This is a genomic window from Amycolatopsis stemonae, from assembly GCF_054781455.1.
Window position 1 is genome coordinate 262,457 of the sequence record NZ_BAAGUJ010000007.1, and the last position, 26,794, is coordinate 289,250.

General features: G+C 71.9%; 27 protein-coding genes. 11 read left to right on the forward strand and 16 right to left on the reverse strand.

Annotated elements, in window-relative coordinates:
- Positions 1–440 precede the first annotated feature (440 nt).
- The 6 genes from pspM to rimO all read right to left on the reverse strand — a co-directional run bounded on the left by pspM (position 441) and on the right by rimO (position 5,670).
- Entirely contained in the window at positions 441–1,427 is a 987-nt protein-coding gene (gene pspM / locus ACYVLJ_RS26475; RefSeq protein WP_451983893.1) for a phage shock envelope stress response protein PspM, read from the reverse strand.
- A gap of 28 nt (positions 1,428–1,455) precedes the next feature.
- A complete protein-coding gene (locus tag ACYVLJ_RS26480; RefSeq protein WP_451983895.1) occupies positions 1,456–2,295 on the reverse strand; it encodes a PspA/IM30 family protein in 840 nt (279 codons plus the stop codon).
- A gap of 231 nt (positions 2,296–2,526) precedes the next feature.
- Positions 2,527–2,985 (reverse strand): helix-turn-helix domain-containing protein, encoded by a 459-nt coding sequence (locus ACYVLJ_RS26485; RefSeq protein ID WP_451983897.1) that lies wholly within the window; start codon positions 2,983–2,985, stop codon positions 2,527–2,529.
- A 99-nt stretch (positions 2,986–3,084) separates the two neighbouring features.
- The gene (locus tag ACYVLJ_RS26490; RefSeq protein WP_460440740.1) at positions 3,085–3,603 is read right to left on the reverse strand and encodes a CinA family protein; all 519 of its coding nucleotides are present in this window, start codon (positions 3,601–3,603) and stop codon (positions 3,085–3,087) included.
- Complete coding sequence (pgsA, locus tag ACYVLJ_RS26495; protein WP_460440741.1) at positions 3,596–4,237, reverse strand: CDP-alcohol phosphatidyltransferase family protein; 642 nt, start codon at positions 4,235–4,237, stop codon at positions 3,596–3,598. Before pgsA ends, ACYVLJ_RS26490 begins: the two co-directional genes overlap by 8 nt.
- Positions 4,234–5,670: a MiaB/RimO family radical SAM methylthiotransferase gene (rimO, locus tag ACYVLJ_RS26500; RefSeq protein WP_460440742.1), complete on the reverse strand. Its 1,437-nt coding sequence runs from the start codon at positions 5,668–5,670 to the stop codon at positions 4,234–4,236. The genes pgsA and rimO overlap by 4 nt, the downstream gene beginning before the upstream one ends.
- 74 nt (positions 5,671–5,744) lie before the next feature.
- On the opposite strand from rimO, the gene ACYVLJ_RS26505 reads away from it, so the two are divergent.
- From ACYVLJ_RS26505 to ACYVLJ_RS26515, 3 genes are all read left to right on the forward strand, one after another.
- Positions 5,745–6,248 (forward strand): amino-acid N-acetyltransferase, encoded by a 504-nt coding sequence (locus ACYVLJ_RS26505; RefSeq protein ID WP_451984156.1) that lies wholly within the window; start codon positions 5,745–5,747, stop codon positions 6,246–6,248.
- A gap of 102 nt (positions 6,249–6,350) precedes the next feature.
- A complete protein-coding gene (locus ACYVLJ_RS26510; RefSeq protein ID WP_451983905.1) occupies positions 6,351–6,785 on the forward strand; it encodes a phospholipase in 435 nt (144 codons plus the stop codon).
- 43 nt (positions 6,786–6,828) lie between these two features.
- Positions 6,829–7,440 (forward strand): nitroreductase family protein, encoded by a 612-nt coding sequence (locus ACYVLJ_RS26515; protein WP_460440743.1) that lies wholly within the window; start codon positions 6,829–6,831, stop codon positions 7,438–7,440.
- On the opposite strand, the gene ACYVLJ_RS26520 is transcribed toward ACYVLJ_RS26515, so the two are convergent.
- On the reverse strand, positions 7,433–7,870 hold the full coding sequence (locus ACYVLJ_RS26520; RefSeq protein ID WP_451983909.1) for a hypothetical protein: 438 nt from the start codon (positions 7,868–7,870) through the stop codon (positions 7,433–7,435). The genes ACYVLJ_RS26515 and ACYVLJ_RS26520 overlap by 8 nt on opposite strands.
- 36 nt (positions 7,871–7,906) lie before the next feature.
- Positions 7,907–10,378 (reverse strand): DNA translocase FtsK, encoded by a 2,472-nt coding sequence (locus ACYVLJ_RS26525; protein WP_460440744.1) that lies wholly within the window; start codon positions 10,376–10,378, stop codon positions 7,907–7,909.
- Positions 10,379–10,533: 155 nt separating this feature from the next.
- On the opposite strand from ACYVLJ_RS26525, the gene ACYVLJ_RS26530 reads away from it, so the two are divergent.
- Genes ACYVLJ_RS26530 through ACYVLJ_RS26545 form a run of 4 tightly spaced genes read left to right on the forward strand, consistent with a single transcriptional unit; the run spans position 10,534 to position 14,406 of the window.
- Complete coding sequence (locus ACYVLJ_RS26530) at positions 10,534–11,349, forward strand: lysophospholipid acyltransferase family protein (protein ID WP_460440745.1); 816 nt, start codon at positions 10,534–10,536, stop codon at positions 11,347–11,349.
- A gap of 33 nt (positions 11,350–11,382) precedes the next feature.
- Positions 11,383–11,997, forward strand: a complete 615-nt coding sequence (gene wrbA, locus ACYVLJ_RS26535) for an NAD(P)H:quinone oxidoreductase (protein WP_451983915.1) — start codon at positions 11,383–11,385, stop codon at positions 11,995–11,997.
- Between the two features lie 49 nt (positions 11,998–12,046).
- A complete protein-coding gene (locus tag ACYVLJ_RS26540) occupies positions 12,047–12,994 on the forward strand; it encodes an EamA family transporter (protein WP_460440746.1) in 948 nt (315 codons plus the stop codon).
- 41 nt (positions 12,995–13,035) lie between these two features.
- Positions 13,036–14,406: an amino acid permease gene (locus ACYVLJ_RS26545; RefSeq protein WP_460440747.1), complete on the forward strand. Its 1,371-nt coding sequence runs from the start codon at positions 13,036–13,038 to the stop codon at positions 14,404–14,406.
- On the opposite strand, the gene ACYVLJ_RS26550 is transcribed toward ACYVLJ_RS26545, so the two are convergent.
- The gene (locus ACYVLJ_RS26550) at positions 14,360–16,006 is read right to left on the reverse strand and encodes a substrate-binding domain-containing protein (RefSeq protein WP_460440748.1); all 1,647 of its coding nucleotides are present in this window, start codon (positions 16,004–16,006) and stop codon (positions 14,360–14,362) included. The genes ACYVLJ_RS26545 and ACYVLJ_RS26550 overlap by 47 nt on opposite strands.
- Positions 16,007–16,163: 157 nt before the next feature.
- Here ACYVLJ_RS26550 and ACYVLJ_RS26555 point away from each other — a divergent pair, with 157 nt between their 5' ends.
- The gene (locus ACYVLJ_RS26555; RefSeq protein WP_451983923.1) at positions 16,164–16,289 is read left to right on the forward strand and encodes a hypothetical protein; all 126 of its coding nucleotides are present in this window, start codon (positions 16,164–16,166) and stop codon (positions 16,287–16,289) included.
- A 52-nt stretch (positions 16,290–16,341) separates the two neighbouring features.
- Here ACYVLJ_RS26555 and ACYVLJ_RS26560 read toward each other — a convergent pair whose 3' ends face one another.
- The 6 genes from ACYVLJ_RS26560 to thyX all read right to left on the reverse strand — a co-directional run bounded on the left by ACYVLJ_RS26560 (position 16,342) and on the right by thyX (position 23,232).
- Complete coding sequence (locus tag ACYVLJ_RS26560; protein ID WP_460440749.1) at positions 16,342–18,039, reverse strand: ribonuclease J; 1,698 nt, start codon at positions 18,037–18,039, stop codon at positions 16,342–16,344.
- A complete protein-coding gene (gene dapA / locus ACYVLJ_RS26565) occupies positions 18,036–19,049 on the reverse strand; it encodes a 4-hydroxy-tetrahydrodipicolinate synthase (RefSeq protein WP_451983927.1) in 1,014 nt (337 codons plus the stop codon). The genes ACYVLJ_RS26560 and dapA overlap by 4 nt, the downstream gene beginning before the upstream one ends.
- A gap of 103 nt (positions 19,050–19,152) precedes the next feature.
- Complete coding sequence (locus ACYVLJ_RS26570) at positions 19,153–20,637, reverse strand: serine/threonine-protein kinase (RefSeq protein WP_460440750.1); 1,485 nt, start codon at positions 20,635–20,637, stop codon at positions 19,153–19,155.
- A gap of 77 nt (positions 20,638–20,714) precedes the next feature.
- The gene (locus ACYVLJ_RS26575) at positions 20,715–21,956 is read right to left on the reverse strand and encodes a divalent metal cation transporter (protein ID WP_460440751.1); all 1,242 of its coding nucleotides are present in this window, start codon (positions 21,954–21,956) and stop codon (positions 20,715–20,717) included.
- A 125-nt stretch (positions 21,957–22,081) separates the two neighbouring features.
- Positions 22,082–22,480, reverse strand: a complete 399-nt coding sequence (locus tag ACYVLJ_RS26580; protein ID WP_451983933.1) for an ACT domain-containing protein — start codon at positions 22,478–22,480, stop codon at positions 22,082–22,084.
- Positions 22,480–23,232 carry an FAD-dependent thymidylate synthase gene (gene thyX, locus ACYVLJ_RS26585; protein WP_451983935.1) on the reverse strand — a complete coding sequence of 251 codons (753 nt, stop codon included), beginning with the start codon at positions 23,230–23,232 and terminating at the stop codon, positions 22,480–22,482. The genes ACYVLJ_RS26580 and thyX overlap by 1 nt, the downstream gene beginning before the upstream one ends.
- Before the next feature lie 125 nt (positions 23,233–23,357).
- On the opposite strand from thyX, the gene ACYVLJ_RS26590 reads away from it, so the two are divergent.
- Both ACYVLJ_RS26590 and ACYVLJ_RS26595 read left to right on the forward strand, forming a co-directional pair.
- The gene (locus ACYVLJ_RS26590; protein WP_451983937.1) at positions 23,358–23,873 is read left to right on the forward strand and encodes a toxin-antitoxin system HicB family antitoxin; all 516 of its coding nucleotides are present in this window, start codon (positions 23,358–23,360) and stop codon (positions 23,871–23,873) included.
- 11 nt (positions 23,874–23,884) lie between these two features.
- Positions 23,885–24,847 (forward strand): DUF4097 family beta strand repeat-containing protein, encoded by a 963-nt coding sequence (locus ACYVLJ_RS26595; protein WP_460440752.1) that lies wholly within the window; start codon positions 23,885–23,887, stop codon positions 24,845–24,847.
- Between the two features lie 64 nt (positions 24,848–24,911).
- On the opposite strand, the gene ACYVLJ_RS26600 is transcribed toward ACYVLJ_RS26595, so the two are convergent.
- Positions 24,912–26,126 (reverse strand): winged helix-turn-helix domain-containing protein, encoded by a 1,215-nt coding sequence (locus ACYVLJ_RS26600; protein ID WP_460440753.1) that lies wholly within the window; start codon positions 26,124–26,126, stop codon positions 24,912–24,914.
- Between the two features lie 100 nt (positions 26,127–26,226).
- Here ACYVLJ_RS26600 and ACYVLJ_RS26605 point away from each other — a divergent pair, with 100 nt between their 5' ends.
- Positions 26,227–26,784 carry a GNAT family N-acetyltransferase gene (locus ACYVLJ_RS26605; protein ID WP_460440754.1) on the forward strand — a complete coding sequence of 186 codons (558 nt, stop codon included), beginning with the start codon at positions 26,227–26,229 and terminating at the stop codon, positions 26,782–26,784.
- The last annotated feature ends 10 nt before the right edge of the window (positions 26,785–26,794 follow it).

A 26,794-nucleotide genomic window follows, 5' to 3' on the forward strand; every position in this document is an offset into this window, starting at 1 on the left:
TGTACGGTCGGCGCCTGCGGACCTCAACGCACGGCGGGCCTCCCGGCGAGTGACACCTCTGCATGCATGAGAGAAACGTTACGTGGCCTACGTTTCCGTCACCATCAGTTTCCGATTACGCGCGGGTTTCGGAGCCAAGAGGTGAACAGGGCGCGACGCCGGGGTGAAACGCACGATCACGCACGCCGGGTGACGAAGACGCCGTACCCCCGGACGGCGGCACTCGAACGGCCGAGTTTGAAATCCGAACGGCGCAGCGAAGGCCCGGATTCGCGTGATGGAGGGGTCAACACACGTGTTTGGACAGTCGACACGCGTGATCAGGGGGTCGACACGCCCCGGCCGGGCCGGACTCGCCGTGTCGACCCTTCAATCACGCGTGTCGGCTCGGCAATCACGTGTGTTGACTCCGCGATCACGCGGGGACGGGTGGCGTGGGGTCAGGAGAGTTCGCGCAGGGCCATGGCCAGGCCGGCCAGGCGGTCGGTCGCGTCGGTGAGGGCCTGTTTGGACGTCACCAGGCCGTCGCTCGACGCCGCCACCGTGTGGCCCGCCGCGGCGACCAGGCCGCGGTAGCCCTCGAGGCCGTCTTCCAGCTGTTCGCGGAGCTTGCCGACCGCGGCGTCCAGGGCGGCCTGTTCGCGGGCCGGCGCGGAGTTGCGGCCGCGCTCGATCGCCTGGATGCGGGCCGCCAGGCCGCGCAACGCCGCCGCGGCGTCGGTCGCCGTCTGGCGTGCGTCCGCGACGGACACTTCGGACACCGGTGTCGTGCCCACCGAGGACGGCACCGACAGCTGGCGCAGCAGCTCGCCCAGCGAGGCTTCGCACTCCGCCAGCCGCTCCATCGGCTCGCGCGCGACGGAGCCGGCGGGCGGCAACGGCGGGGGCCCGGCCGGGGCGGCCGGGAGCGGGATGCGCTTCAGCTCACGCAGCTTGAGCCCGGACCGGACGCCGAACGTGCCGAACACGACCGCACCGGCGAACGCCATGATCGCCTGCGGCATCATCGGCGCGCCCGTGGCGCTCATCCAGCCCATGCCGGCCGCCACGGTCAGGACGCCGCACAGGATCGTCAGCAGGATCCACAGCGTCAGCGCCCGCGACGTCCGGCGCTTGCGTCGCTCCAGCTTCGCGGCGGGGTGGTTCCAGCGGTCCCACTTGGCCCGGGCTTCGGCGAACGCCGGGACCTGGTTCGCCATCGACGCCCACGTGACCGTCGTGTCGGGCCGCCGCACGGGCGGGCGCCGCAACGGGTTGGGCCGCGGAGGCGCGGGCTTCCCGCCGGCCTGCTCGGCCGGCGGGAAGTACTTCTGCACCTTTTGGAGCTTTTCCTGGGCGCGCACGGCGTAGTCGGGCAGCTTCTCGATGTGCTTCTCCAGCTTCGCGCTGAACTCGCCGAAGTCGCGTCGTCTGCCCTGCTGCCCCATGCTCGCCCCTTCGAACGGCCCGCTCGCGTCAGGCCGGGTTCTTGCCCTGCTCGGCCTGCACACGCGCCTGGATCTCGCGCTGGATGTCGGCCGAGCTGCTCGCGGGCTGGGCTGCCTTGCCGCCGTCGGTCACCTGGGCGACCGACTCACCGCGCATCGAGGAGCGGATCTGGTCGAGCCGCGAGCGGCCGGCCAGCTGCGTGGTGGAGGCCTGGACCTCCATCATGCGCCCCTGGACCGAGTTCTGGGCGAGCTCCGCCTGACCCAGCGCCGTGGTGTAGCGCTTCTCGATCTTGTCGCGGACCTCTTCGAGCGACGGCGTGTTGCCCGGCGCGGCCAGCTGGCTCATCTGGTTCAGCGACGCGGAGACCTGCTCCTGCATCTTCGCCTGCTCCAGCTGCGAGAGCAGCTTGGTGCGCTCGGCCAGCTTCTGCTGCAGCATCTGCGAGTTGCGCTCGACGGCCTGCTTGGCCTGGGCCGCGGCCTGCAGCGACTGGTCGTGCAGCGTCTTGAGGTCCTCGATGTTCTGCTCGGCCGTGACGAGCTGCGTCGCGAAGCTCTCCGCGGCGTTCTCGAACTCGGTCGCCTTCTGCTCGTCACCCTTGGCGCGGGCCTCGTCCGCGAGGACGAGCGCCTGCCGGGTCGACGCCTGCAGCTTCTCGACGTCGCCGAGCTGGCGGTTGAGCTTCATCTCCAGCTGGCGCTGGTTGCCGATCACGGAGGCGGCCTGCTGCGTCAGCGCCTGGTGGTTGCGCTGCGCCTCCTCGATGGCCTGCTGGATCTGTACCTTCGGGTCGGCGTGCTCGTCGATCTTCGACGAGAACGCCGCCATCATGTACTTCCAGAACTTCACGAACGGGTTGGCCATCTCCTCCGCCTGCCTTCTTGCGTCCCACGGGCCTAGGTACACGGGGTGTGGGGCGTCGCTCCCCTGCACATGCAACGCTCCGACCCCGGCGTTGGGTTCCATCGTGTCAGGTCGGCCACGTCCGTTCCAGGCGACCCGGCCGAATTCAGGGATCGCCCTGATCACCCCCCGTAGGCAACGCGAACGGCCCCGGGCGGGTTGCCCGGGGCCGTTGTCGTGTCCGATCCGTTACTACGCGGCGATCGTCGAGGCCAGCTTCGGCTGCCCGATCGTCGTGCGCAGGGTGGTGTTCATCCGCGGTGCCGGGGAAACCCGCAGGTCGGCGAGGTCGTTGCCGATCAGCTCGGACATCAGGCGACCGCCTTCGATGCCGGCCGCGGCGGCCTCGGCGCCCCGCTTCTCCCGGGCCGCGCCTTCCGTGATCCGCTCGTCGACCGGTGCGACCTCGACGTTGTCGAGGGCCGAAACGTCCGCCGCCACGTTGTGCAGCAGTTCGCCGAGCGGAAGGTCCAGGGCCTGGCAGATGGACGCGAGCAGTTCGCTCGACGCCTCCTTCTGGCCCCGCTCCACCTCCGAGAGGTAGCCGAGGCTGACCCTGGCGGCGCGGGAGATGTCACGCAGCGTACGACGCTGGTTGGTGCGGGCATGACGGAGCCGATCACCGATCGCCTCACGCAACAGCACGGTCATCACGCGCCTCCCTTCCGTACAAGTACCCCCTACGTTACCCAGAGCGGCGCCCCGGGCGCAGGAGTTGGTGTGCCCGTACGCCAAGGGCGAACGCGCAATTCACGTCAGATGTTCCCCGAGCAGGGCAAACGCGGCGCGGACCGACTCGGTCCTGATCAAGTCCCGGTCTCCGCTCAAGGCCAGGGTACGGACCGTGACAAACGAGGCTTCGCCCCGGGTCGGGGGCTCCGCCCGCCCGGCGAGCCCGACGTGCACGGTTCCCGGCCCGACGCCGTCCTGGGGCGACGGCCCGGCGACGCCGGTGAGCCCGAGGCCCCAGGTGGCCCCGCACCGGTCGCGGGCGCCTTCGGCCAGCTGCGCGGCGACCTCCGGGTGGACGGCGCCGTGCTCGGCCAGCAGCGCGGCGTCGACCCCGGCCAGGGAGGTCTTCAGCTCGGTGGCGTAGACGACCAGTCCCCCGCGCAGCACCGCGCTCGCCCCGGGCACCCGCGCCAGGGTGGCGCAGACGAGCCCGGCGGTGAGCGACTCGGCCGCGGCGACGGTCTCGCCCCGGCCGGCCAGGGCCGCGATCAGCGCCGCGGCCTGCTCGTCGCCCGCGGCCGGCGACCGGTCAGCCACCGGTGACCCGGCGCCCCGCGGCCCGCAGCCGGATCGCCCGCACCAGGTAGTCGACGCCGGTGACCACGGTCAGCACCAGGGCCAGGCCCATCAGGGACCAGCGGACCGGGTCGGCCCCGGCGGGCAGCGGCAGCAGGTAGGCCACGATCGCGGCGATCTGCGCCAGCGTCTTGGCCTTGCCGCCGCGGCTGGCCGGGATCACGCCGTGGCGGATCACCCAGAACCGCAGCAGCGTGACGCCGATCTCGCGGACCGCGATGACGATCGTGACCCACCAGCCCAGCTCGCCCAGGATGCTCAGGCCCACCAGCGCGGCGCCGGTCAGCGCCTTGTCCGCGATCGGGTCGGCGATCTTGCCGAAGTCGGTGATCAGGCCGTACTTGCGGGCCACCCAGCCGTCCAGCTGGTCGGTGGCCGAGGCCACCGCGAACAGCCCGGTGGCGATGGCGCGCCAGGTCGTGTCGTGGCCGTCGCCGACGAACAGCGCGACGACGAACAGCGGCACCAGCACCAGCCGCGAGAGCGTCAGGAGGTTCGCGATGTTGAGCGTCGGGACCGGGGTCGCGACCGGGACCTGGGCGGGACCTTCGCGGGTCGTGCCCTCGTCCGCGGCGTCGCTGGGGAGCGCACTCACCGGTCGGCGTCCGGTACCGCGCGCACGATCAGGTCGACCCCCGCCGAGTCCACGACCTCGCAGCGGAGGAAGTCACCCACCTGGGCCTTTTCGGGCGCGTCGAGGATGACGCACTCGCCGTCGACCTCCGGCGCCTGGTGTGCCGCGCGGCCGGTCAGCTCGCCGTCGTCGTCCAGCTCGACGAGGACGTCGACGAAGGTGCCGATCCGGTCCTCGGCGCGCTGCGCGGTCAGCTCTTCGACCAGTGCCGAGATCCGCGTGACGCGCTTGGCGACCTCTTCGGCGTCCAACTTGCCGTCGAAGGTCTCGGCCTCCGTGCCGTCCTCGTCGGAGTAGCCGAAGACGCCCACGGCGTCCAGGCGCGCGCCGGTCAGGAACCGTTCCAGCTCGCTCAGGTCGTGCTCGGTCTCGCCGGGGAAGCCGACGATGACGTTGGTGCGGATGCCCGCCTCGGGCGCGTACTCGCGGATCTGCTCGCACAGCGCCAGGAACGAGTCGGTCGAGCCGAACCGGCGCATCCGGCGCAGCACCTGCTCGCTGGAGTGCTGGAACGACAGGTCGAAGTACTCGGCGACGCCCGGCGTCGTCGCGATGGCCTTGACCAGCTGCGGGCGCGTCTCGGCCGGCTGCAGGTAGGAGACGCGGACGCGCTCGATGCCGTCGATCCCCGCCAGCCGCGGGAGCAGCCGCTCCAGCGCGGTGGCGCCGTCGCGGCCGAAGTCCTTGCCGTAGGACGTCGAGTTCTCGCTGACCAGGAACAGCTCCTTGACGCCGTTTTCGGCCAGCCACATCGCCTCGGCGACGATCTCGTCGGGCTGCCGCGAGACGAAGGAGCCGCGGAACGACGGGATCGCGCAGAACGAGCAGCGCCGGTCGCAGCCGGAGGCGATCTTCAGCGCGGCCACCGGCGAGTCGTCGAGGCGCGTGCGCAGCACCCGCGGGCCCCAGCCGTGCTGCGCGTGGCCCGGCACCTCGACGGTTTCGGCCGCGGCGGGCCGCTGGACCGGGCTGATCGGCAGCAGCTTGCGCCGGTCGCCGGGGGTGTGCGAAGCGACCTTGCGGCCGGCGACGACGTCGTCGAGCCGGTCCGAGAGGTCGGCGTAGTGGTCGAAGCCCAGGACGGCGTCGGCCTCGGGGAGGCTGTCGGCGAGCTCGTGCCCGTAGCGCTCGGCCATGCACCCGACCGCGACGACCTTCTTGCCCGTGTCGGACGCCGCGAGCAACGTGTCGACGGAGTCCTTTTTGGCCGACTCGACGAAGCCGCAGGTGTTGACCACCACGACGTCGGAGTCCTCCGGATCGGCCGCGAGCTCCCAGCCGCCGGCCGCCAGCCGGCCCGCCAGCTCCTCCGAGTCGACCTCGTTGCGGGCGCAGCCGAGGGTCAGCAGGGAGACGCGTCGGGTGGCGGTGGGATCCGTGGCAGGGGAAGGCACGACGTTCAGGGTAGCCGCCGGTCCCGGGCAGGTTGACGACGGCGTGGCCCGGTGGTGTGGCAGTGTTGAACATCGTGCCGTCCGACTCGCCCGCCGTCCGCCGCGCGCGGATCGCCGACGTCCGCAAGATCAAGGCCCTGGTCGACTCGGACGCCGGTCGCGTCCTGCTGGAGAAGGACCTGGTCACGCTGTACGAAGCGGTCCAGGAGTTCTGGGTCGCGGAGGTCGGCGGCGAGGTCGTCGGGGCGGCCGCGCTGCACGTGCTCTGGGAGGACATCGCCGAGCTGCGCACGGTCGTGGTCGACAAGGCCGTCCGCGGCCAGGGCGTCGGGCGCGTGCTGGTGGCCCGGCTGATCGACGAGGCCCGTGAGCTGGGTCTCAAGCGGCTGTTCGTGCTGACGTTCGAGACCAGCTTCTTCACCGGCCACGGCTTCGTGGAGATCCAGGGAACGCCGGTGTCGCACGAGGTCTACGAGGAGATGCGGCGCTCGCACGACACGGGCGTCGCGGAGTTCCTCGACCTCCCGTACGTCAAGCCGAACACGCTGGGCAATTCCCGCATGCTGCTCGAACTCTGAAAGTTTCCCGACAACATTCTTTCGGGCGGTGACGCACGCCACCCGAGGCCTGATGCTGATCACGCACATCCGTCCCCTGATCAGCGAGGAAACACCACAACGATGCGCACGACTTTGCGGAACCTGGGGGCCACCGCCGCGGTGGCCGCGACGGTCGGCGGAGGCGTCCTCATGGGCGCCGGCACCGCGGCGGCCGTCGACATCCCGACGGTCACCGACCAGTACCTCTTCAGCACGTCGCTCTCGAACTTCGAGACGATCCGGAACCAGGCTCCGTACAACGGCCAGCTCGACTGGTCCTCGGACGGCTGCTCGTGGGCGCCGGACAACCCGTTCGGCTGGAAGTTCCTCCCGGGCTGCCACCGCCACGACTTCGGCTACCGCAACTACAAGAAGCAGGGCCGCTTCACCGAGGCGAACCGCCTGAAGATCGACGACAACCTGTACTCGGACCTGAAGAGCGTCTGCGGCTCGAACATCGCCTGCAAGGGCGCGGCCTGGACCTACTACGAGGCCGTCCGCAAGTTCGGCGGCTGAGCCTCGCCCTGGCCCGGGCGCGCGTCCGGGCCAGGATGGGGGCATGGAGATCGATCAGCTGCTCAGCACGACCCGCGCGGTGCGCCGGAAGCTCGACCTCGACCGGCCGGTCGAGCCCGAAGTCCTCTCCGCCTGCCTCGACCTGGCGCTGCAGGCACCGACGCCGGGCAACGTCCAGGCGTGGCGCTGGCTGGTCGTGCGCGACCAGGACGTGAAGAACCGGCTCGGCGTGCTCTTCCGCGAGGTCGGCGCGGCCTATCTGGCCCAGCGCGCCGCGGAAGGCGAGTCGCGGGCGCTGGCGTCCGGGCGGCACCTCGTCGACGTGATCGAACGAGTGCCCGTCTTCGTCATCCCGGTCCTGAAGGGCCGCCCGACCGGGAACAACGCCGTGGACGCGGCCTTCTACGGCGGCATCTTCCCGGCCGTCTGGAACTTCCAGCTGGCACTGCGCTCGCGAGGGCTGGGCTCGACGCTCACGACGTACCACCTCTCCCGCGAAGCCGAGGCGGCGGAAATCCTCGGTGTCCCGGACGGCTACACGCAGGTCGGCCTGCTGCCGGTCGCGTACACGACGACGCCGGACTTCAAGCCGGCCGAGCGCGTCCCGCTGGCCGAGGTCGCCTACCTGGACCACTGGGGCACGCCGCTCAGCTGACCCGGACCGTGGCCTCCCCGCCGTCCGCGCTCACCGACACCAGCTCGACACGGCTGGCGGCGAAGGAGGTGGCCTGGGGCCCGGTGCGGGGGCCGCTGTGCAGCTCGGCCGTGGTGCTCTCGCCCCGGCCGGGCTCGCTCAGCAGGAACGCGAGCGTCGCCTCGCCCTGCCAGATGCACGTCATGTTCGGGCGGCAGCGCGAGTCGGAGACCATGCGCGTGTAGCGGACGGTCAGGTCCTTCCCCTGGATCGCGGCCTCCTGGCCGAGCCGCAGGGTGACGTCCCCCCGCGGAGCAGTGCTGACGGTCGACGGCGACTCCGGCCGCCCGGGCAGGGCCGGGGCGGCCTGCCCGGAGGACACGGAACTCCCCGCGCCCACCACGACGACGGTGAAGGCGAACAGTCCGGCGGCCAAGCGCTGCAGGTCCATGTGCTCAGGACGGAACGACCGCGCCGCCGGGTTGCACTACTCGTCGTCCGGGTCGGACGGCACCGGGTCGCCGCCGCGGATCATGAACAGGACGCCTTCCAGCTCTTCCGGCTTGATCAGCACCTCGCGGGCCTTCGAGCCCTCCGACGGGCCGACCACGCCGCGGCTTTCCAGCAGGTCCATCAGCCGGCCGGCCTTGGCGAAGCCGACCCGCAGCTTGCGCTGCAGCATCGACGTCGAGCCGAACTGGGACGTCACGATCAGCTCCGCCGCCTGCAGCAGGACGTCCAGGTCGTCCCCGATGTCCGGGTCGATCTCCTTCTTCTCGCCGGCCTTCTGCGCCGTGACGCCGTCCTGGTAGTCCGGCTGCGCCTGCTCCTTGGCGTAGTTGACGACCGAGGCGATCTCTTCGTCGCCGACGAACGCGCCCTGGATGCGGACCGGCTTCCCGGCGCCCATCGGCAGGTACAGCGCGTCACCCATGCCGATGAGCTTCTCCGCGCCCGGCTGGTCGAGGATGACCCGCGAGTCGGTCAGCGACGACGTCGCGAAGGCCAGCCGCGAGGGCACGTTGGTCTTGATCAGGCCGGTGACGACGTCGACCGACGGCCGCTGCGTGGCCAGGACCAGGTGGATGCCCGCCGCACGGGCCTTCTGGGTGATCCGGACGATCGCGTCCTCGACGTCGCGCGGGGCGGTCATCATCAGGTCGGCGAGCTCGTCGACGATCGCCATGATGTACGGGTACGGCCGGTACTCGCGCTCGGACCCGGGCGGCGCGGTGATCTCGCCGGAGCGGACCTTCTTGTTGTAGTCGTCGATGTGCCGGACCTTGTTGACCTGCATGTCCTGGTAGCGCTGCTCCATCTCTTCCACCAGCCAGGCCAGCGCGGCGGCGGCCTTCTTCGGCTGGGTGATGATGGGCGTGATCAGGTGCGGGATGCCCTCGTAGGGCGTCAGCTCGACCATCTTCGGGTCGATCAGGATCATCCGGCACTCGTCCGGCGTCGAGCGCGCGAGCAGCGACACCAGCATCGAGTTGACGAAGCTCGACTTACCGGAACCGGTGGAGCCGGCGACCAGCAGGTGCGGCATCTTCGTCAGGTTCGCGGTGACGAAGTGGCCCTCGATGTCCTTGCCGAGGCCGATCACCATCGGGTGGTTGTCCTTGACCGTGGACGGCGCGCGCAGGACGTCGCCCAGGCGGACCATCTCGCGGTCGGAGTTCGGCACCTCGATGCCGACCGCGGACTTGCCCGGGATCGGCGCCAGCAGCCGGACGTTGTCCGTGGCCACCGCGTAGGCGATGTTCTTGGTCAGCGCGGTGATCTTCTCGACCTTCACACCCGGGCCGAGCTCGACCTCGTACCGGGTGACCGTCGGGCCGCGGGTGAAGCCGGTGACCTGCGCGTCGACGTTGAACTGCTCCAGCACGCCGGTGATCGCTTCGATCATGGCGTCGTTGGCCTTGCTGCGGGACTTCGGCGCGTCGCCGAGCTTGAGCAGGTCGGGCGGCGGGAGCTGGTAGTCGCCCTCGACGGTCCGCGTGACGGCCAGCGGCGGCTCCGCGGGCTTCTTCGGCTTCTTCTCGGGGACGTCGGCGACGGGCTTGGGCTTGGGCGGCTTGATCGGCGTCGGCGGCTCGGCCAGCATCGCGTCGATGTCGAGCTGCTCGGGGTCGGCGTCGCTGGCCTGGCGGCGCCGCGACGGCTTGCGCAGCCGCGCGGACTTCGGGTCGGCCTCGGTGACCTGGTCCTCGTCGGTGGCGAAGCCGGACTTCTGCTCGGCCTCGGCGATCTCTTCCTCGTCGAGGCCCCAGTTGCGCAGCCGGTGCGGGATCTCGCGGACCGGCGTGCCGGTGAACACGAGCACGCCGAAGACCAGCGCGAGGATCAGCAGCGGCACGGCGACCCAGGTCGTGACGCCCATGGTGAGCAGGCCGCCGGAGAAGGCGCCGATGATGCCGCCGGCGTACATCCGGCCGTCGTTGGTGGCCGGGAGCGCGGTGAAGATGTGCAGCATCCCGAGCACGGACAGGACGACCATGATCGTCCCGATGACCATCCGCGGGCGCGTCTCGGGATGCGGCTCGGACCGCATGAGCGCGACGGCCACGACGACCAGCACCAGCGGCAGCGTGACGGCCCCGGCGCCGAGGACGGTCCGGGTGGCGATCTCGACCCCGGCCCCGATTGGCCCGGCGGCCCGCCACCAGACCCCGACGGCGGCGACGATGGCCAGCGCGATCAGGCCGAGCGCGAGCCCGTCACGACGGTGCTCGGGCTCGAGTTCGCGGGTGCGGCCGACCGTGCGGGCCAGCGTGCCCAGGCCCTTGGCCAGCAGGTTCCAGGTCCCGCGGACGCCCTTCCCGAACACCCCGGGTGTCTTGCGGCGCGGTGCGGGCTTGCGAGCGGCGGGACGTGACTTCGCGGGTGTACGCGGCTTTCGCGCCGCTGCCCCCTTCGCGCCGCTTCCCGTGCTTCGCTTCCTCGTCGCCGACCCAGCCATGCCTTTTACGGTAACCGGCCGTGGCCGTTCGTCCCATGCGCCACTCTCGGCCCAGGGTGAACTTCTGCCTCACACCGGCCTTGAGCGGCCATCCGGGTGAACCGATCCGGCCAGTGCGCATTCGGGTGAAATCGGCGTCTGCCATGCTCTGCCCCATGGTCGCGCTGCACTCCGACAACACGTCTCGCCGAGCCCCCGCCATCTGGCGGACCATGCTGAACATCGACCGCGGGCTGGTGAACCTGGTCGGGCGGCTCACCGTCAGCGGGCGGATCCCGGCGCGGCTGCGGGGCAAGCCGCTGCTGATGACCGCGAACCACATCGGCGTGTTCGACGCGTTCGTCCTGATGGCGGCGTGCAAGCGGATCGGCATCAACCCGCGGTTCATGCTGGCCGGCGGCATCCTGGACGCCCCGGTGATCGGGCCGGCGCTGCGGGTCAGCGGCCACCTGCGGGTCGACCGGAAGGTCGCCGCGACCGCCGTCGGGCAGTTCGCCGAGGCCGTCGAGGCGCTGAAGACCACGCGCGAGCCGATCATCGTCTACCCCGAGGGCCGGATCAGCCACGACCCCGGCCTCTGGCCCGAACGCGGCAAGACCGGCGCGGCCCGGCTGGCGCTGGCGGCGGACGTCCCGGTGATCCCGATCAGCCAGTGGGGCGCGCACGAAGCCGTCTACTGGGGTACGGAGACGGTCAACGGCCCGGCCGACCTGGTCCCCCTCGCCCGTTCGGGACTCAGCGCCCCGCTGCGCCGGCCGCGGTTCAAGGTCCACTTCGGCGACCCCGTCGACCTGTCGGACGTCGAGCCGGAGCGCCCGGGCGCCGGGGTGCGCGCCCACGCGAAGATCATGCGCGCGATCGCCGACGGCCTGGTCCCGTTGCGCGCGGACGAGCTGGACCGCCCCCGCTTCCACGACCCGACGCGGCCGACCGACACGGTCAGCCCGTGGAAGCCGACGTCCGGAATCTGAGACGGCCCGCCCGGCACGCCTAGAGTCGCGGACGTGAGCACACGGATCCTCGTCGTCTACTACAGCGCGACCGGCAACACCGCCGCCCTGGCCGAATCGCTCGCCGCCGGTGCCCGGGAGACCGGGGCCGACGTGCGGGTGCGGACCGTGCCGGAGACGGTGCCCGCCGACGCGATCGCGAAGAACCCGCGCTGGCAGGCGTGGGTCGATTCGGGGCCGCACCACGAGCTCGCCACCCTCGACGACCTCGTCTGGGCGGACGGGCTCGCGTTCGGCAGCCCGACCCGGTTCGGCGGCCCGACCGCCCAGCTGAAGTCCTATTTGGACAGCACGGGTGGCCTGTGGGCGCAGGGGAAGCTGGCCGACAAGGTCGCGACGTCGTTCACGAGCGCCTCCACCCGGCACGGTGGCCTGGAGTCGACGCTGCTGGCGATCAACAACGTCTTCTACCACTGGGGCGCGATCGTCGTCCCGCTCGGCTACACCGACCCGCACCTGATGGAGTCCGGCAACCCGTACGGCGGTTCGTTCGTGTCGCGCAAGTCCGCCGCGCCGGACGAACTGGCCCTCGGTGCGCTGCGCCTCCAGGGGCGGCGGCTGGCCACGATCACGACGCACATCGCGACCGGGCTCAAGCAAGCCGAGTAACCGGAAAAAGCGTTTTGGCAGTCACGTCGCGGCGCTTACAGTCGCGCACGTGACCACCGAGCTGCCCGTCCTCGCGCCTCCCCACGTCGCCCACCGCGGCCGCGGGACCACGCTCGTCCTGCTCGCCGCGCTGTTCTTCAGCACGTCGGGCACGCTGGGCAAGTCCGCGATGTCCGCCGGGTTCAGCCCGGAGCAGGTGGCCGCGATGCGGATCGGCCTGGCCGGGTTCGTGCTGCTCGCCGGGGTGGCGCTGGTGGCGCCGCGGAAGCTGCGGGTCCGCCGGGCCGAGCTGCCCGTCCTGGCGGGCTACGGCCTGCTCGGGGTGGCCGGCGTGCAGCTGCTCTACTTCGTCGCCGCGGGCCGGATCCCGGTCGGCATCGCGATCCTGCTCGAGTTCGTCTCGCCCGTGCTCATCGCGCTGTGGGTGCGGTTCGTGCGGCGGCACCGGCTGCCGCGGTCGGTGTGGGGCGGCATCGCGCTGGCGATGGCCGGGTTGTCGCTGGTCGCGCAGGTCTGGCAGGGCGTCACGCTGAACGGCCTCGGGCTGCTCGCCGGCTTCGGCGCGGCCCTGTGCTCGGCGGGGTACTTCCTGCTGGGCGAGCGCGCGGTGGCCGCCATCGACCCGCTCGGCCTGGTCACCTGGGGCATGGTGCTCGGCGCGGTGCTGATCAGCCTGGTCGCGCCGCCGTGGACGTGGCCGGTCGGGCTGCTCGCCGTGGACGTCGAATTCGGCGCGTGGCGCCCGCCCGTCTGGCTGCTGATGGTGCTGCTCGTGCTGGTGGCGACGGTGCTCGCCTACGTCTGCGGGATCTCGTCGCTGCGGCACCTGCCGGCGTCGGTGGCGAGCGTGCTCGGCCTGGTCGAGCCGGTGATCACCACCGTCGCGGCCTGGGCCCTGATCGGCGAGGAACTCACCTGGCCGCAGCTGCTCGGCTCGGCGATCCTGCTGGCCGGGGCGTTCCTGGTGCAGCGGAAGTCGGAGATCCTCACGAGCTGAGTTCTTCACGGGGTGCCGCCGAAGTGCGACAATTCCCCACCATGTCGACCACTGGGCTGCGCCCCGAACTGCGCCAGCGGCACGTCCGGATGATCGCCCTCGGCGGCATCATCGGAGCGAGCCTGTTCATCGGCAGCGGCGCGGTGATCCACACCGTCGGCCCGGCGGCCGTGCTGTCCTACGCCCTCGGCGGGCTGCTCGTCGTGCTCGTCATGCGGATGCTCGGCGAGATGGCGACGGCCGCGCCCGCGCTCGGCTCGTTCATGGACTACGCCCGGGACTCGCTCGGCGGCTGGGCGGGCTTCACGATCGGCTGGTTGTACTGGTACTTCTGGGTCGGCGTGGTCGCGTTCGAGGCCGTGGCCGGCGCGAAGATCCTGCAGGGCTGGATCCCCGGGGTTCCGCAGTGGGTGTTCTCGCTGGCGCTGATGCTGCTGCTCACGGCCACGAACCTGGCGTCGGCGCGCTCGTTCGGCGAGACCGAGTTCTGGCTCGCCTCCATCAAGGTCGCGACGATCGTGGTCTTCCTGGTGCTGGGCCTGCTGTTCGTGCTCGGGCTCTGGCCGGGCGCGCACTTCTCGGTGGGCAACATCGGCCTCGACGGCTTCGTGCCGAACGGTGGTTTCTCGGTGGTGCACGGCGTGGTGATCGTGATCTTCTCCTACTTCGGCGCGGAGATCGTGACGATCGCGGCGGCGGAGTCCGACCAGCCCGAGACGGCGGTCCGCAAGGCGACCTCGACGATCGTGTGGCGCGTCATCGTGTTCTACGTCGGCTCGGTGGCGCTGCTGGTGATGATCACGCCGTGGCGCGACATCCCGAGCGAGACGAGCCCGTTCGCCGCGGCGTTCGGCCGCTTCGGCGTCCCGGCGGCATCGACCATCGTCTCGGCCGTGGTCCTGACGGCGGCGCTGTCGGTGCTGAATTCGGGGCTGTACACGGCATCCCGCATGCTCTTCGCCCTGCGGCGCCACGGGTGGGCACCGTCGTGGATCTCGGACACGAACGCGCGCGGCGTGCCGTGGAAGGCGATCCTGGCGTCCACTTCGGTCGGTTACGTCGCGGTGGTGATGAGCTACGTCTCCCCGGACAAGATCTTCTCCTTCATCATCAACTCGGCGGGCGCGGTGGCGTTGTTCGTGTACGCCATCATCTGCGGTTCGCAACTGCGCATGCGGCGGCAGCTCGAGGCGGAGGCGCCGGAGAAGCTGCAGCTGCGGATGTGGGGCTACCCGTGGCTCAGCTGGCTGACGCTGGCCCTGACGCTCGTCGTGGTGGCGTCGATGCTGTTCGTGGACGAAGACGCGCGGTCGCAGCTGTTCCTGAGCCTGATCAGCCTGGCGGTGATCCTCGGCGGCTACGCCCTCATCCGCCGGCGATCCGGCTCAGCGCCCCGAAAAACACGTCCGTGATCTTCGCCGGGTCCGGGGCGACGAAGGCCTGGCCGCCCGTCGCCGCGGTCAGCTGGTCGAGCTCGGCCTTGTCCGCGTCCGGGCCGATGCCGACGCCGATCAGCGGGATCGGGCGGCGCGGGTCCTGCAGCTTCGCCAGCTCGGTCAGCAGGTCCGCGCGCGAAATCCCGTGCGGGTCCTCGTTGCGGCCGTCGGTCATCACGATCACGAGGTTGAGCCGGCCGGGCTCCCACTCGCGCCGCGCGGTGCGGTAGGTGTCCAGCACGCTGTCGTACAGCCCGGTGCCGCCGTCCGGCGTCGCCTTCACCTGCGCCAGCTTGTCCAGCGCGCCGCTCGCCAGGTGCTGGGCGACCGGCGCCATCGGCAGCAGCTCGCGGTAGTCCTTGTCGCCGTCGAGGCGGGTCGAGAACGCCAGCATCCTCAGCTGCGTCGCGGGTTTGAACAGGTGCATGGCCTTCGCCGCGGCCTGCATCGTCACCTGCATCCGGTTCAGCCCGGTCCCCGGCACCTGCGCGTTCATCGACCCGGAGACGTCGACGAGCACCTGCACCCGCGCGCTCAGGTTGACCCCGGCCCACTGGTTCAGCAGCTCGTCGATCGCCGCGGCGGCGGGCAGGTTCGCGACGCGGATCCCGGGCGGCGACACCCGCGGGTCGTCGGAGTGCTCGCGCAGTGCCTGCCCGCCCGCGGCACGCAGGCCCGTCTTCGCGATGGCGTCGGCACCCGCGTCGCCGAGCACCGCGTCACGGAACGCTTCGACGATCGGCCGCTGCTGCGGCGAGATCCCGCCCAGTTCCGCGAACGGATAGTCCAAAGTGGGCACCGCGGTCGAGTAGACGGCGACGAGCGGCGACGACGCGTCCTCGATGTTGTGGCGCAGCAAGGAGTTCTCCGACGCGGGGAACACCGTCACCGCGGCCGTGCCGCCGCTGCCGCTCGAGCCCGGCAGCCGCGCGATCAGGTCGGTCTCCCCGCCGAGGGTGTTGGCGGAGAACTTCCGCAGCAAGGCGACGTACGCGCCCGCGGGCTCGGTGGCCGTCTTGACGCTCTCCTTGAGGCCGAGCAAGGCCACCGCGCCGACCGGGTCGCGCGCCGGATCGGGCATCCCCGGCACCGCACCGGGCGCGCCGAGGATCTCCGCCCAGGTCGGGGTGCGCTCCGGCCAGCCGAGCCCCTTCGCGACGTCCTGGGCGACGGCCAGCACCACCGGCGAACTGGCCACCGACGCCCCGGTTTCCGGGACGTCGGACGCGCCGAGCTGGCGGGCGCGGCGCAGCGCGAGGGTCGAGTCCGGCACCCACACCTGCGGTCGCGGGCTGCCGTCGGAGAGTGCGAGCCGCTCGGCCGCCGACGTCGCGTCCCTGGTCTGGACCTCGACGCTGCCGCACTGCAGGTTCAGACCGCCCGCGACGAGCGAGAGCGCGGGCGCGATGTCGGCGGACGCGCTGACGAGGACCTTCGCCGGCCGCTCGCAGGCGGGCTTCGCGGTCACCACCGAGACGGTCACCCAGGCCGCGGTCCCGAGGACGAGCACGGAGGCGGTCGCGAACACGGGTACCAGCAGCCGGCGTCTTCTTCCGTCCGGCGAGTGACGTCCCATCGGCGCGGCCTCTCTTCCCGAGGCGAAGTGGGACCAGGTTAGCGCCCGGCAAAGCGGTGGCTCGTGGCCCAAACGGCCTAAGCGAAACCTCATACCCGCGAAGGACCCGGCCCGTCCCCGAGTGGGATGTCACCGCGCGGCTCGCGCGGAACACTGGGTGGCGAACCACTGGGGGTACTCGATGAAACCGAACCGCGTCGAACAACGCAGGGCTCGCCGGGCCCTGCTGCGCCAGACCGCCACCGTGGCCCTCGCGCTGCTGCTGGCCAAGGTCACGCGCTGAAAAACCGTGAAGGCCACCTCGAGGACTCGAGGTGGCCTTCGCGGGCTTCGGACTAGACCGGGATGACCGTCGGGACGATCATCGGGCGGCGGCGGTAGGTGTCCGCCACCCAGCGGCCGACCACCCGGCGGACCGCCTGGGCGATGCGGTGCGTGTCCGTGATGCCTTCGGCCTCCGTGCGGGCCAGCTCCATCTCCACGAGCGGCACCACCGCGGCCAGGGCCTTGGGGTCGTCGGAGAAGCCGCGGCCGGCCACCGTGGGGCTGCTGACCGCGCGGCCCGTGCTGGAGTCCACCGCGACGTTGATCGCGATGAAGCCGCCCTCGCCGAGGACCAGCCGGTCGGACAGGGTCGACTCGCCGACGTCGCCGACCGACAGGCCGTCGACGTAGACGTGGCCGACCTCGACGCGGCCCGTGCGGGACGCCTTGCCGTCGATCAGGTCGACGACCACGCCGTCTTCGGCGATGACCACGTTCTCCGCCGCGACGCCCGTGCGGATCGCCAGCTCGCCGTTGGCGCGCAGGTGCTTCCACTCGCCGTGGACCGGCATCACGTTGCTCGGCCGCACCGCGTTGTACAGGTAGAGCAGCTCCCCCGCCGACGCGTGGCCGGACACGTGGACCTTGGCGTTGCCCTGGTGGACGACGTTGGCGCCCAGCCGGGTCAGGCCGTTGACCACGCCGAACACCGCGGTCTCGTTGCCCGGGATCATCGAGCTGGCCAGCACCACGGTGTCGCCCGCGCGGATCGAGATCTGCCGGTGCTCGCCGCGCGCCATCCGCGACAGCGCGGAGAGCGGCTCGCCCTGGGAACCCGTCGAGACGAACAGGACCTTGCTCTCCGGCAGGGTGCTCGCCTGGTCGAGGTCGACGAGCAGGCCGTCCGGCACGTTCAGCAGGCCCAGCTCGGCCGCGATGCCCATGTTGCGGACCATCGACCGGCCGACGAACGCGATCCGGCGGCCGTGCCGGTGCGCGGCGTCGAGGACCTGCTGGACGCGGTGCACGTGGCTGGCGAAACAGGCCACGATGACGCGCTGGTCGACCTTGCGGATGACGTCGTCGAGCACCGGGCCGATGTCGCGCTCGGGCATGACGAACCCGGGGACCTCGGCGTTGGTGGAGTCGACGCAGAACAGGTCGACGCCCTCGTCGCCGAGCCGGGAGAACCCGGCCAGGTCGGTGAGGCGCCCGTCGAGCGGGAGCTGGTCGAGCTTGATGTCGCCGGTGTGCAGGACCACGCCCGCCGGGGTGCGGATGGCCACGGCCAGCGCGTCCGGGATGGAGTGGTTGACCGCGAAGAACTCGAGGTTGAACGCGCCGACGTCGCGGCGCTCGCCCTCGCGGACCTGGATCAGGTTCGGCCGCTGCCGGTGCTCCTTGGCCTTCGCCGCGAGCAGCGCGTTGGTGAACTTCGAGCCGTAGATCGGCAGGTCCGGCCGCAGGCGCAGGAGGAACGGGACGGCACCGATGTGGTCCTCGTGCCCGTGGGTGAGCACCAGGCCGTCGATGTCGTCGAGGCGGTCCTCGATCGCGCGGAAGTCGGGCAGGATCAGGTCGACGCCGGGCTGGTCGTCCTCGGGGAAGAGCACCCCGCAGTCGACGATGAGCAGCCGGCCGGCGTACTCGAAGACGGTCATGTTGCGCCCGACCTCGCCGATGCCGCCCAGCGCGACGATGCGCAGGGCTCCCTCGGGCAGTGCGGGCGGGGCGTTGGTGGGGCCTGGACCTGGGGGAAGTGAGCTCACCGAGGCAGGGTCCCAACGCTGGTGTGCGAGGTCGGCGCCGTGTAGGCGGCCCTCGAGTCTGCTTGTGCCACCCGCTCACCATGCCAGTCCTGCGCCGCCGTGTCGCCCAGGGGCACGCCGCCCTGGGTCAGATCGGCGGCGATCAGCGCGGTCTGGTCGGTGGTCGGCGCGACGATCGGGAGCCGCGGCTCGCCGACGTCGAAGCCGCGCAGCCGCAGCGCCGCCTTGCTGAACGCGACCCCGCCGACCCGCGACATCGCGCGCAGCACCGGCAGCATGGCGCGGTGGTTGGTGCGCGCGGTGGAGGTGTCGCCGGTCTCGTAGGCGTCGATCATCGCGCGGATCCGGCCCGCGACGACGTGACCGATCACACTCACCACGCCGGTGCCGCCGACGGAGATCCACGGCAGGTTCAGCCCGTCGTCGCCCGAGTAGTACGCGAGGTGGGTGCTGGCGATGACCTCGGAGCCGGCGATCAGGTCGCCCTTGGCGTCCTTGACCGCCAGGATCCGCGGGTGCTCGGCCAGCCGCAGCAGCGTGTCGACCTCGATCGGGACGACCGAGCGCGGCGGGATGTCGTAGAGCATCACCGGCAGCCCGGTGCTGTCCGCGACGGTGGTGAAGTGCGCGTACAGCCCGGCCTGGCTCGGCCGCGAGTAGTACGGGGTGACGACCAGCAGGCCGTGCGCGCCGGCTTCCTCGGCCTGCTTCGCCTGCTCGATGCTGTGCGCGGTGTTGTTGGTGCCCGCGCCGGCCACGACGGTCGCCCGGTCGCCGACGGCCTCGACCACGGCGCGGACCAGGTCCTGCTTCTCCGCGTCGCTCGTGGTCGGGCTCTCGCCGGTGGTGCCGTTGATGACGAGGCCGTCGTTCCCCAGCTCCACGAGGTGCTCGGCCAGCTCCTGCGCCCGCTTCAGGTCCAGCGCGCCTTCGGCGTCGAAGGGCGTGACCATCGCGGTGAGCACGCGCCCGAAGGGCCGGCCGGGTGCTGCGGTAGGTGGGTTGGACATGGAGGAGACGGTACCCCGTACCCCCGGCGAAAAACGCGTCGACCTGGCCCGGTCCGGCGAAGTGCGGAGGATTTCCGGGACCCGGCCGCTCGTCGCGGAACTTCTACTTGACCTTGGTCACGATCGGCGCGGTGATCGGCCCGCCGTCGGCCCTGGTGAGCAGGCAGTAGAACTCGCGCGTCGGGTACTCGCCGCTCTTGTCGGGCACGCTCTGCCACTCCGCCTGGGTGGGGACGAGGGCCCGGTAGATCAGGCCGTCCCGCTTGGCCTCCGGGACGATCGAGGAGCGGAACGACGTCGCGCAGCGGGCTTCGGCGACCGCGGTGACCGCCGGGAGACCGGGGTAAGCCGCGACCGCGGCGTCTTCGTCGGTCCAGTTCCCGACCGCGATCGCGTCCGCGGTGTCGTAGACCTCGAGCGTGTGGTTCTTGTCGCAGGTGACTTCGTTGTCGCTGCTGATGATCCCGCCCTCTTGGACCGGGGCGCTGTAGCAAGGGTAGCTGGAACCGATCTCCGCCCGCAGCTGGCCGCCGAGGCCGAACGTCATGGTCGGCTGCTTCTGCTGGTCGACGGCCGGGGCTTCGAAGGCCTTGCCCGCGAAGAACCCGCCGAGCAGGGCCCCGACCACCAGGACGGCGGCGGCCGAAAGCCACAGGGCCCGCGTGGCCTTTTTCGGCGGCTGCGGCGCGACCCGCGTCATCGGCTGGACCATGGCGGTGCCGCCCGGCGGCGTGGGCCGCACGCCCTGCGCCGTGGTCAGGAGGTGCTGGGCCTGGGCGGCGGTCAGGCGGGCGTCGGGGTTCGCGACGAGCAGGCCGAGGACGGCCGCGGCGATCGGGCCCTGGCCCCGCGTGAGGTACGGGATCTCGGTCATGATCGCGTGCAGCGTCGCGGCGGTGGTCGCGCGCTCGAACGGGATCGTGCCTTCGACGGCGAAGAACAGCGTCGCGCCGAGCGACCACAGGTCGGACGCGGGCAGCGCTTCGCGGCCCTCGACGCGTTCGGGCGCCATGAAGGCGGGCGAGCCGACGATCATGCCGCTGGTGGTCAGGCGCGGGTCGTCCACGGCGTGGGCGATCCCGAAGTCGGTGAGCTTCACGCGGCCGTCGGGCGCGACGAGGATGTTCGCCGGCTTGACGTCCCGGTGCACGACCCCGGCGGCGTGCGCGGCCTGCAGCGCGGCGAGCACCCGCTCCCCCAGCTGCGCGGCCTGGGCGGCGGGCATCGGCCCGCGCTGCCGCACGAGGTCGGCGAGGCTCGGCGCCTCGACGAGCTCCATCACGATGAAGGTGGTGCCCCCGTCGGTGACGACGTCGTAGACGGTGACGACGGCGGGATCGTTGAGCCGGCCCCCGGTGCGCACCTCGCGCAGGGCGCGTTCGGAGAACACGGCGGCGGACTCGGCGTCGGGCAGCCGCAGCTCCTTGACGGCGACCTGCCGCCCGATGACCTGGTCCTGCGCCCGCCAGACGACGCCCATCCCGCCCCGGCCGAGCTCGCCGAGCAAGGCGTAACGGCCCGCGACGACCCGCTGACCAGGCGTGGCGGGCGCCTGCGGGGGATACGGACGGGTCTGTTCGTCGGTCACGGTGCTCCTTCGGCAGCGGTCGCGCAGATGCTAGTCGGACCGTCGCGCGCGGCCGGGGGTTCCGCGGAATTCGTGACTCAGCCGGTGACCGTGAGAAGGATCAGGACCACGTTCAGGGTGATGATGACCGTCGCCACGACCGCGCCCGCGATCGTCGTCAGCCGGTGGTTCGCGTCCGGGCCCATCAGCTGCCGGTCCGCCGTCAGGCGGATCAACGGCACCAGGGCGAACGGGATCCCGAACGACAGCACCACCTGCGACACGACCAGGGCCGCGCTCGGGTCGGCGCCCAGGGCCAGCACCACGATCGCCGGGGTGAGCGTGACCAGGCGGCGCAGGACCAGCGGGATCCGCTTGTGCAGCAACCCCTGCATGATCATCGCGCCCGCGTACGCGCCGACCGACGTCGAGGCCAGGCCGGAGGCCAGCAGGCCGATCGCGAACATCAATGCGATGCCCGGGCCGAGCGCCGTCGCGACCGCGCTGTGGGCGCCTTCGATGCTGTCGACGCCGGTCAGGCCCTGGAGGTTCGTCGCCGCCAGTAGCAGCATGCCGAGGTTCACCGCGCCCGCCAGCAGCATCGCGAAGCCGACGTCGGCGCGGGTGGCGCGCAGCAGCCGCCGCTTGTTCGCCCCCTCGGGCCGGCCGTGGCGGTCGCGGACCAGGCCGGAGTGCAGGTAGACCGCGTGCGGCATCACCGTCGCGCCCAGCATCGCCGCGGCGATGAGGACGCTGCCCGAGCCCTCGAACTTCGGGACCAGCCCGCCGAGCGCGCCCGACGCCGACGGCGGCTCGACGAACAGGCTCGCCAGGAAGCCGATCGCGATCACCAGCAGCAGGCCGGTGACGACCCGCTCGAACGTCCGCTGGCCGCCGCGGTCCTGGACCGCCAGCAGGGTCAGGGAGACCGCGCCGGTGATCAGGCCGCCGGCCACCAGCGGCAGGTCGAACAGCAGGTTCAGCGCGATGGCGCCGCCGACGACCTCGGCGAGGTCGGTGGCGATGGCGACGACCTCGGCCTGCAGCCAGTAGGCCAGCCGCGCGGGCCCGGACAGCCGGGCGCGCAGCGCTTCCGGCAGGGACATGCCGCTGACCAGGCCGAGCTTCGCCGACAGGTACTGCACGAGCACGGCCATCAGGTTGGCCGCGACGATCACCCAGACCAGCAGGTAGCCGTAGCGCGCGCCGGCGCTGATGTTGGCGGCGACGTTGCCCGGGTCGACGTACGCGATCGCGGCCACGAACGCCGGGCCGAGCAGGGCCGAGCCGGTGCGCAGGCGCGCCCCCAGTCTCGGCCGGGCCGCCTCCGTGACCGCCATGACGCCTGCCTCTCACCGGGTGTCGGGGATCCCAAATCGAAGTTTAGGCACGCCGAACTTTCGATTTCAAGGGTGACGGCTCCCACCGTCACCCGCGGGTTACCCGGGAATCCCGCCGGAAAGCGTCAGGCGTGCGCGACTTCGTGGCCGGAGTCGCGCAGCGCCTTCACGGCGTGGTCGAGGTCGGTGCCGCGGACCAGGATGTGGTCGGTGTCGAAGGTCGACATCGAGAACAGCGCCACCCCGGCCGCCGCCAGCTCCGAGGCCAGCGCGGCGATGATGCCGGTCAGCGTGAACTCCAGCGGGCCGCGGACCGACAGCAGCCGCCAGCCGTCCTCCGCCGCCGTGCTGCCCGCCGGCTCGCGGCCGGCCGGGCAGATCACGGACAGCTCGTCGGGCGTCCGGGTCACCGACACGAAGGCCGCTTCGCCGGGCGCGAGCAGTTCCGGGGGCACCGGGGCGTCCGCGGGCAGGCGGACGACAGCGTATTCACCGGGCCGGACGTCGATCGCGAGACGTTTCATCAGCCTTCGAGCACCTTCGGGCTCGTGGCGATCTCGGTGCCGTCCGGCAGCGTCGAGATCGTGAAGTCCGCGAACACGTTCGCGGCGGCCTTCTGCAGTTGTCGCAGGCATTCCACGGCCAGCTCCCGGATCTCTACGTCGGCGTGCTCGGTGGCGCGCATCGCGACGAAGTGCCGCCACGCGCGGTAGTTCCCGGTCACGACGATGCGCGTCTCGGTCGCGTTCGGCAGCACGGCGCGAGCAGCCTGGCGGGCCTGCTTGCGGCGCAGGGTCGCGCTCGGGACGTCGGCGAACTTCTCCTCGAGGCCGGCCAGGAGCTCGGTGTAGGCGTCGACGCTCGCCTGCGCCGCGGCGAGGAACTTCTCGTGCAGCACCGGGTCGTTCGCGATGATCTCCGGCTCGACGATCTCCGCGTCGCGCTCGGGCACGTACCGCTGCGAAAGCTGCGAGTACGAGAAGTGGCGGTGCCGGATCAGCTCGTGGGTCAGGGAGCGCGAGATGCCGGTCAGGTAGAAGGTGACGGAACCGTGCTCCAGCACGGACAGGTGGCCGACGTCGATGATGTGCTCGAGGTAGCCGGCGTTGGTCGCGGTGGCGGGGTTCGGCTTCTTCCAGGACTGGTAGCAGGCCCGGCCGGCGAACTCGGCGAGCGCTTCGCCGCCGTCCGCGTCGGTCGACCACGGCACGTCCTCGGGCGGGAAGAACTCGGTCTTCGCGATCAGCTGCACCCTCGGTGACACGGTTTCGGCCACGTCCGCACTCCTCTTCCGCCGGCTCCCTCCGGCAGCCTAACCGCGGCCGGGCGCCCACTCCCGGGGGACACGGTGGCGTCACCGGCTTCCTTGACTGACGTCACCGATGACGTCATAGTGGTGTCATGGACTTGACGCCGTACATCGCCAACCTTCGCGAGGACCTCGCGAACACGGCTGCCGCCGGGGACGAGCACACCCGGCGGGCGGCCGCGCTGCTGTCCTCCGCGATCGAACCCGCCGTCCGCCTGACGCTGATGAACGCCCTTTCCGACCTCGCCGCCGAGGTCACGGCCGCCTTGCCCGGCCAGGTGGTCGACGTGCGGCTGGACGGCCGGGACGTCCGCGTGGTCGTCACCGGAGCCGCCGAAGAGGCGCCGCGGCGCGAGACACCACGTGACACCACGCCGCCGCCACCGATCGACGGCGGTGACATCAGCCGCATCACGCTGCGGCTGGTCGAGCAGATCAAGGGACAGGCCGAGCGCGCGGCGGCGGCCCAGGGCGTCTCGCTGAACACGTTCGTTTCCCAGGCGGTGCAGGGGGCGCTGGGGCACGGCTCGCTCGGTGCGGGCCAGAAGCACCAGGGCAAGGGGGGCGGCCGGTCCGGGTCGCACCTGCACGGCTGGGTCGAGGGCTGAGGGGATCGAAGATGACCGACGAGAACCAGACCACACCGGCCGAAGAGCCGAAGGCTTCCGAAGAGCAGGCGTCCGGGCAGCCGAACGACGAGCTGGTGCGGATCGACGAGTTCGAAGCCGACGGCCCGTTGGAGCTCGACCTCGGGGTGACGATCGGCCGGGTGCAGGTCGTCCTGGAAGGCGACTCCGGCGCGCGCGTCGAGCTGCGGCACGACCAGGGCGAGCAGCAGCCGTGGGTGGCGGGGGTCAACAGCCTGCTGTCCTGGGTCGGCGAACGCTTCGGCGACCAGCTCGGCGTCGACCCGTCGGGGGCCTCCCCCGCCGAGGCCGTGCGGCAGAGCCGGATCGAGAAGCTGGGCAACCGCCTGGTCGTCCAGGCGCCCAAGGCGTGGCAGCTGCGCAACGTCGCGCTGTCGGTGACCGTGCGCGCGCCGGCGGGCTCGCACGTGGACGTGCGGGCCGGCGCCGCGGACGTCACGGTGACCGGCTCGGCCGGGCGCGTCGACCTGCTGACCGGGTCCGGCGAGGTGAAGCTCGACCGGGCCGACGGCTCCGCGACGATCCGCACCGGCAGCGGCGCCATCAAGCTCGGGCCCACGCTGGGCGGGCTGCAGCTGCGCAGCGGCAGCGGCCACGTCGAGGCGTCGTCGATCGCCGGCTCCGCCACGCTGGCCACCGGCACCGGCGACGTCTGGCTGGGCGCGGTTTCGGGCGAGGTCATGGCCCGCACCGGCAGCGGCGACCTGTCGGTGGCCGACGCGGCGTCCGGCACGCTCGACCTGATCACCGGCTCGGGCGAAGTCCGGATCGGCATCCGCGGCGGCACCGCGGCGGAGGTCGACCTGACCTCCAGCGGCGGCAAGGTGTCCAGCGAGCTGGACGTCGCCGACACCGCCCCCGAGAGCGGCGTGAAGCTGAAGGTCCGCGCCCGCACGGGCTCCGGCAACGCCGTGGTGACGCGCGCGGCCGGCTGAGTAAGGGGGAAACGGGTCGTTCCCGGTGGGGGCCGGGAACGACCCGTTCTCGCTGCCGGGAACCTCAGCGCACCAGCTTCTTCAACCCCGCAGCCAGGTCGCCGCGGGAACCCACGGCCACGCCCGACAAGCCCAGCCACTCCGCCATGTGGCTCAGCTCCCCGGCCAGCTCCGGCAGGACCCTCGCCAGGTCCGCGCCGTCCTCCGCGAACGCCCCCTGGACGCGCAGGACGCCCGCCGCGCGGTCGGACTTCAGGTCGACGCGGGCCACCAGGGACCCGTCGAGCAGGAACGGGAACACGTAGTAGCCGTACACCCGCTTCGGCTCCGGGACGTAGATCTCGATGCGGTACCTGAACCCGAACAGGCGCTCGGTGCGGGCGCGTTCCCAGATCAGCGGGTCGAACGGGCACAGCAGCGCGCGGCCGGTCACCGAGCGCGGGGTGCGGGCGTCGACGTGCCGGTAGGCCGTCGCCTTCCAGCCGTGGACCGCCACCGGCTCGAGGACGCCCGACTCCACCAGCTCCGCCACCGCCCGGCGGGCCGGGGCCGGGCCCAGGCGGTAGTAGTCGCGCAGGTCCGTCTCCGTCGCCACGCCCAGGGCCCGCGCCGACCGCTCGATCAGGCCGCGCGCGCCCTCGTCCGCCGGCACCGAGCGGGACAGGATCTCCGGCGGCACCACCCGCTCGGTCAGGTCGTACAGGCGCTCGAACGACCGGCGCGTGCCCGTGGTCAGCTGGCCGATGCCGAACAGGTACTCGCAGACGCGCTTGACCTCCGAGCGCTCCCACCACGAGCCCGGCCCGCGCCGCTGCGCGTCCGCCTCCACCTCGCGCTCGATGCCGCCCGCTCCGATCGGGCCCAGTTCCTTGACCACGGACAGGATTTCGTCGACCAGTCCCGGCGACTTCTCGATCAGCGGGCCGTAGTGCTTCCACCAGCCGTCGCGCTTCGCGCCGGAGCGGATCAGCGGCCAGTCCTCGACCGGCAGCAGGCTCGCCTCGTGCGCCCAGGTCTCCACCAGCATCCGCGGCTGCCGGGCCGAGTGCGCCCACGCCGCCGAGTCGAGCAGCGCGGGCTCGTACGCACCCAGCCGCGAGAACACCGGCATGTAGTGCGCCCGGACCGCGACGTTCACCGAGTCCAGCTGCAGCAGCTGGACACGCGAAAGCACGCGTTTCAGGTGACGCCGTGAAGGCACACCGGTGGGACGCGGGTCGCTGAAGCCCTGCGCGGCCAGGAAGGTCTTCCGGGCCGCCGGGACGCTGATCGTCTGCATGGTGCCGTCATGGTGCCACCCACCACCGACAAAACCGCGCACCGTTCCGTCCCTGCCCCCACCACCGCCCTCAGCGGAGGAGCTGCGCTAACTTCTGCCCATGAGCGACGCCGCCGTCCGCCCCGCCGACCTGTCCGACGCCGCGGAGATCGCCCGCATCCAGCGCGACACCTGGCACGCCGCCTACGAAGACCTCCTCGGCAAGGCCGCCCTGGCCGAACTGGACGCCGCGGACCTCGTCGGTACCTGGACCGAGACCATCGACTTCCCCGCCACCCAGGTCTACGTCGCCACGGAGGGCGAGTTCACCGTCGGCTTCTGCGTGGCCGGCCGCGCCCCCGACGACGAGGTCTCCGCCGCCGACGGCAGCCTGCCCGAGGACGCGGACAGCACCGGCCTGATCGCCACCCTGCTCGTCGAGCCGCGGTGGGGACGCCGCGGGCACGCCGGACGGCTACTCGCGACCGCCGCCGCCGGGCTGCGGGCCGACGGTGCCGGGCGCGGCATCGCCTGGGTCGCCCAGGGGGACCACGCCACCCTCGGCTTCTACCGCCGGGCCGGCTGGAACCCCGACGGCACGGTCCGCACCCTCGACACCGGCGAGCGCATGCTCCGCGAGGTCCGCCTCACCGGCACCCTCGACCTCTCGCTCGCCTGAGCCGGCGTCC

Bases quoted from the DNA above. Each gene is read 5' to 3' on its own strand.
- ACYVLJ_RS26545 (WP_460440747.1), top strand. From the start codon at position 13,036: ATGTCGACCACTGGGCTGCGCCCCGAACTGCGCCAGCGGCACGTCCGG.
- ACYVLJ_RS26485 (WP_451983897.1), bottom strand. From the start codon at position 2,985: ATGACCGTGCTGTTGCGTGAGGCGATCGGTGATCGGCTCCGTCATGCC.
- ACYVLJ_RS26520 (WP_451983909.1), bottom strand. From the start codon at position 7,870: ATGGACCTGCAGCGCTTGGCCGCCGGACTGTTCGCCTTCACCGTCGTC.
- ACYVLJ_RS26600 (WP_460440753.1), bottom strand. From the start codon at position 26,126: ATGCAGACGATCAGCGTCCCGGCGGCCCGGAAGACCTTCCTGGCCGCG.
- ACYVLJ_RS26605 (WP_460440754.1), top strand. From the start codon at position 26,227: ATGAGCGACGCCGCCGTCCGCCCCGCCGACCTGTCCGACGCCGCGGAG.
- ACYVLJ_RS26575 (WP_460440751.1), bottom strand. From the start codon at position 21,956: ATGGCGGTCACGGAGGCGGCCCGGCCGAGACTGGGGGCGCGCCTGCGC.
- ACYVLJ_RS26525 (WP_460440744.1), bottom strand. From the start codon at position 10,378: ATGGCTGGGTCGGCGACGAGGAAGCGAAGCACGGGAAGCGGCGCGAAG.
- dapA (WP_451983927.1), bottom strand. From the start codon at position 19,049: ATGTCCAACCCACCTACCGCAGCACCCGGCCGGCCCTTCGGGCGCGTG.
- ACYVLJ_RS26480 (WP_451983895.1), bottom strand. From the start codon at position 2,295: ATGGCCAACCCGTTCGTGAAGTTCTGGAAGTACATGATGGCGGCGTTC.
- ACYVLJ_RS26530 (WP_460440745.1), top strand. From the start codon at position 10,534: ATGGTCGCGCTGCACTCCGACAACACGTCTCGCCGAGCCCCCGCCATC.
- ACYVLJ_RS26550 (WP_460440748.1), bottom strand. From the start codon at position 16,006: ATGGGACGTCACTCGCCGGACGGAAGAAGACGCCGGCTGCTGGTACCC.
- ACYVLJ_RS26580 (WP_451983933.1), bottom strand. From the start codon at position 22,480: ATGAAACGTCTCGCGATCGACGTCCGGCCCGGTGAATACGCTGTCGTC.
- pspM (WP_451983893.1), bottom strand. From the start codon at position 1,427: ATGGGGCAGCAGGGCAGACGACGCGACTTCGGCGAGTTCAGCGCGAAG.
- ACYVLJ_RS26510 (WP_451983905.1), top strand. From the start codon at position 6,351: ATGCGCACGACTTTGCGGAACCTGGGGGCCACCGCCGCGGTGGCCGCG.
- ACYVLJ_RS26590 (WP_451983937.1), top strand. From the start codon at position 23,358: ATGGACTTGACGCCGTACATCGCCAACCTTCGCGAGGACCTCGCGAAC.
- ACYVLJ_RS26515 (WP_460440743.1), top strand. From the start codon at position 6,829: ATGGAGATCGATCAGCTGCTCAGCACGACCCGCGCGGTGCGCCGGAAG.
- ACYVLJ_RS26595 (WP_460440752.1), top strand. From the start codon at position 23,885: ATGACCGACGAGAACCAGACCACACCGGCCGAAGAGCCGAAGGCTTCC.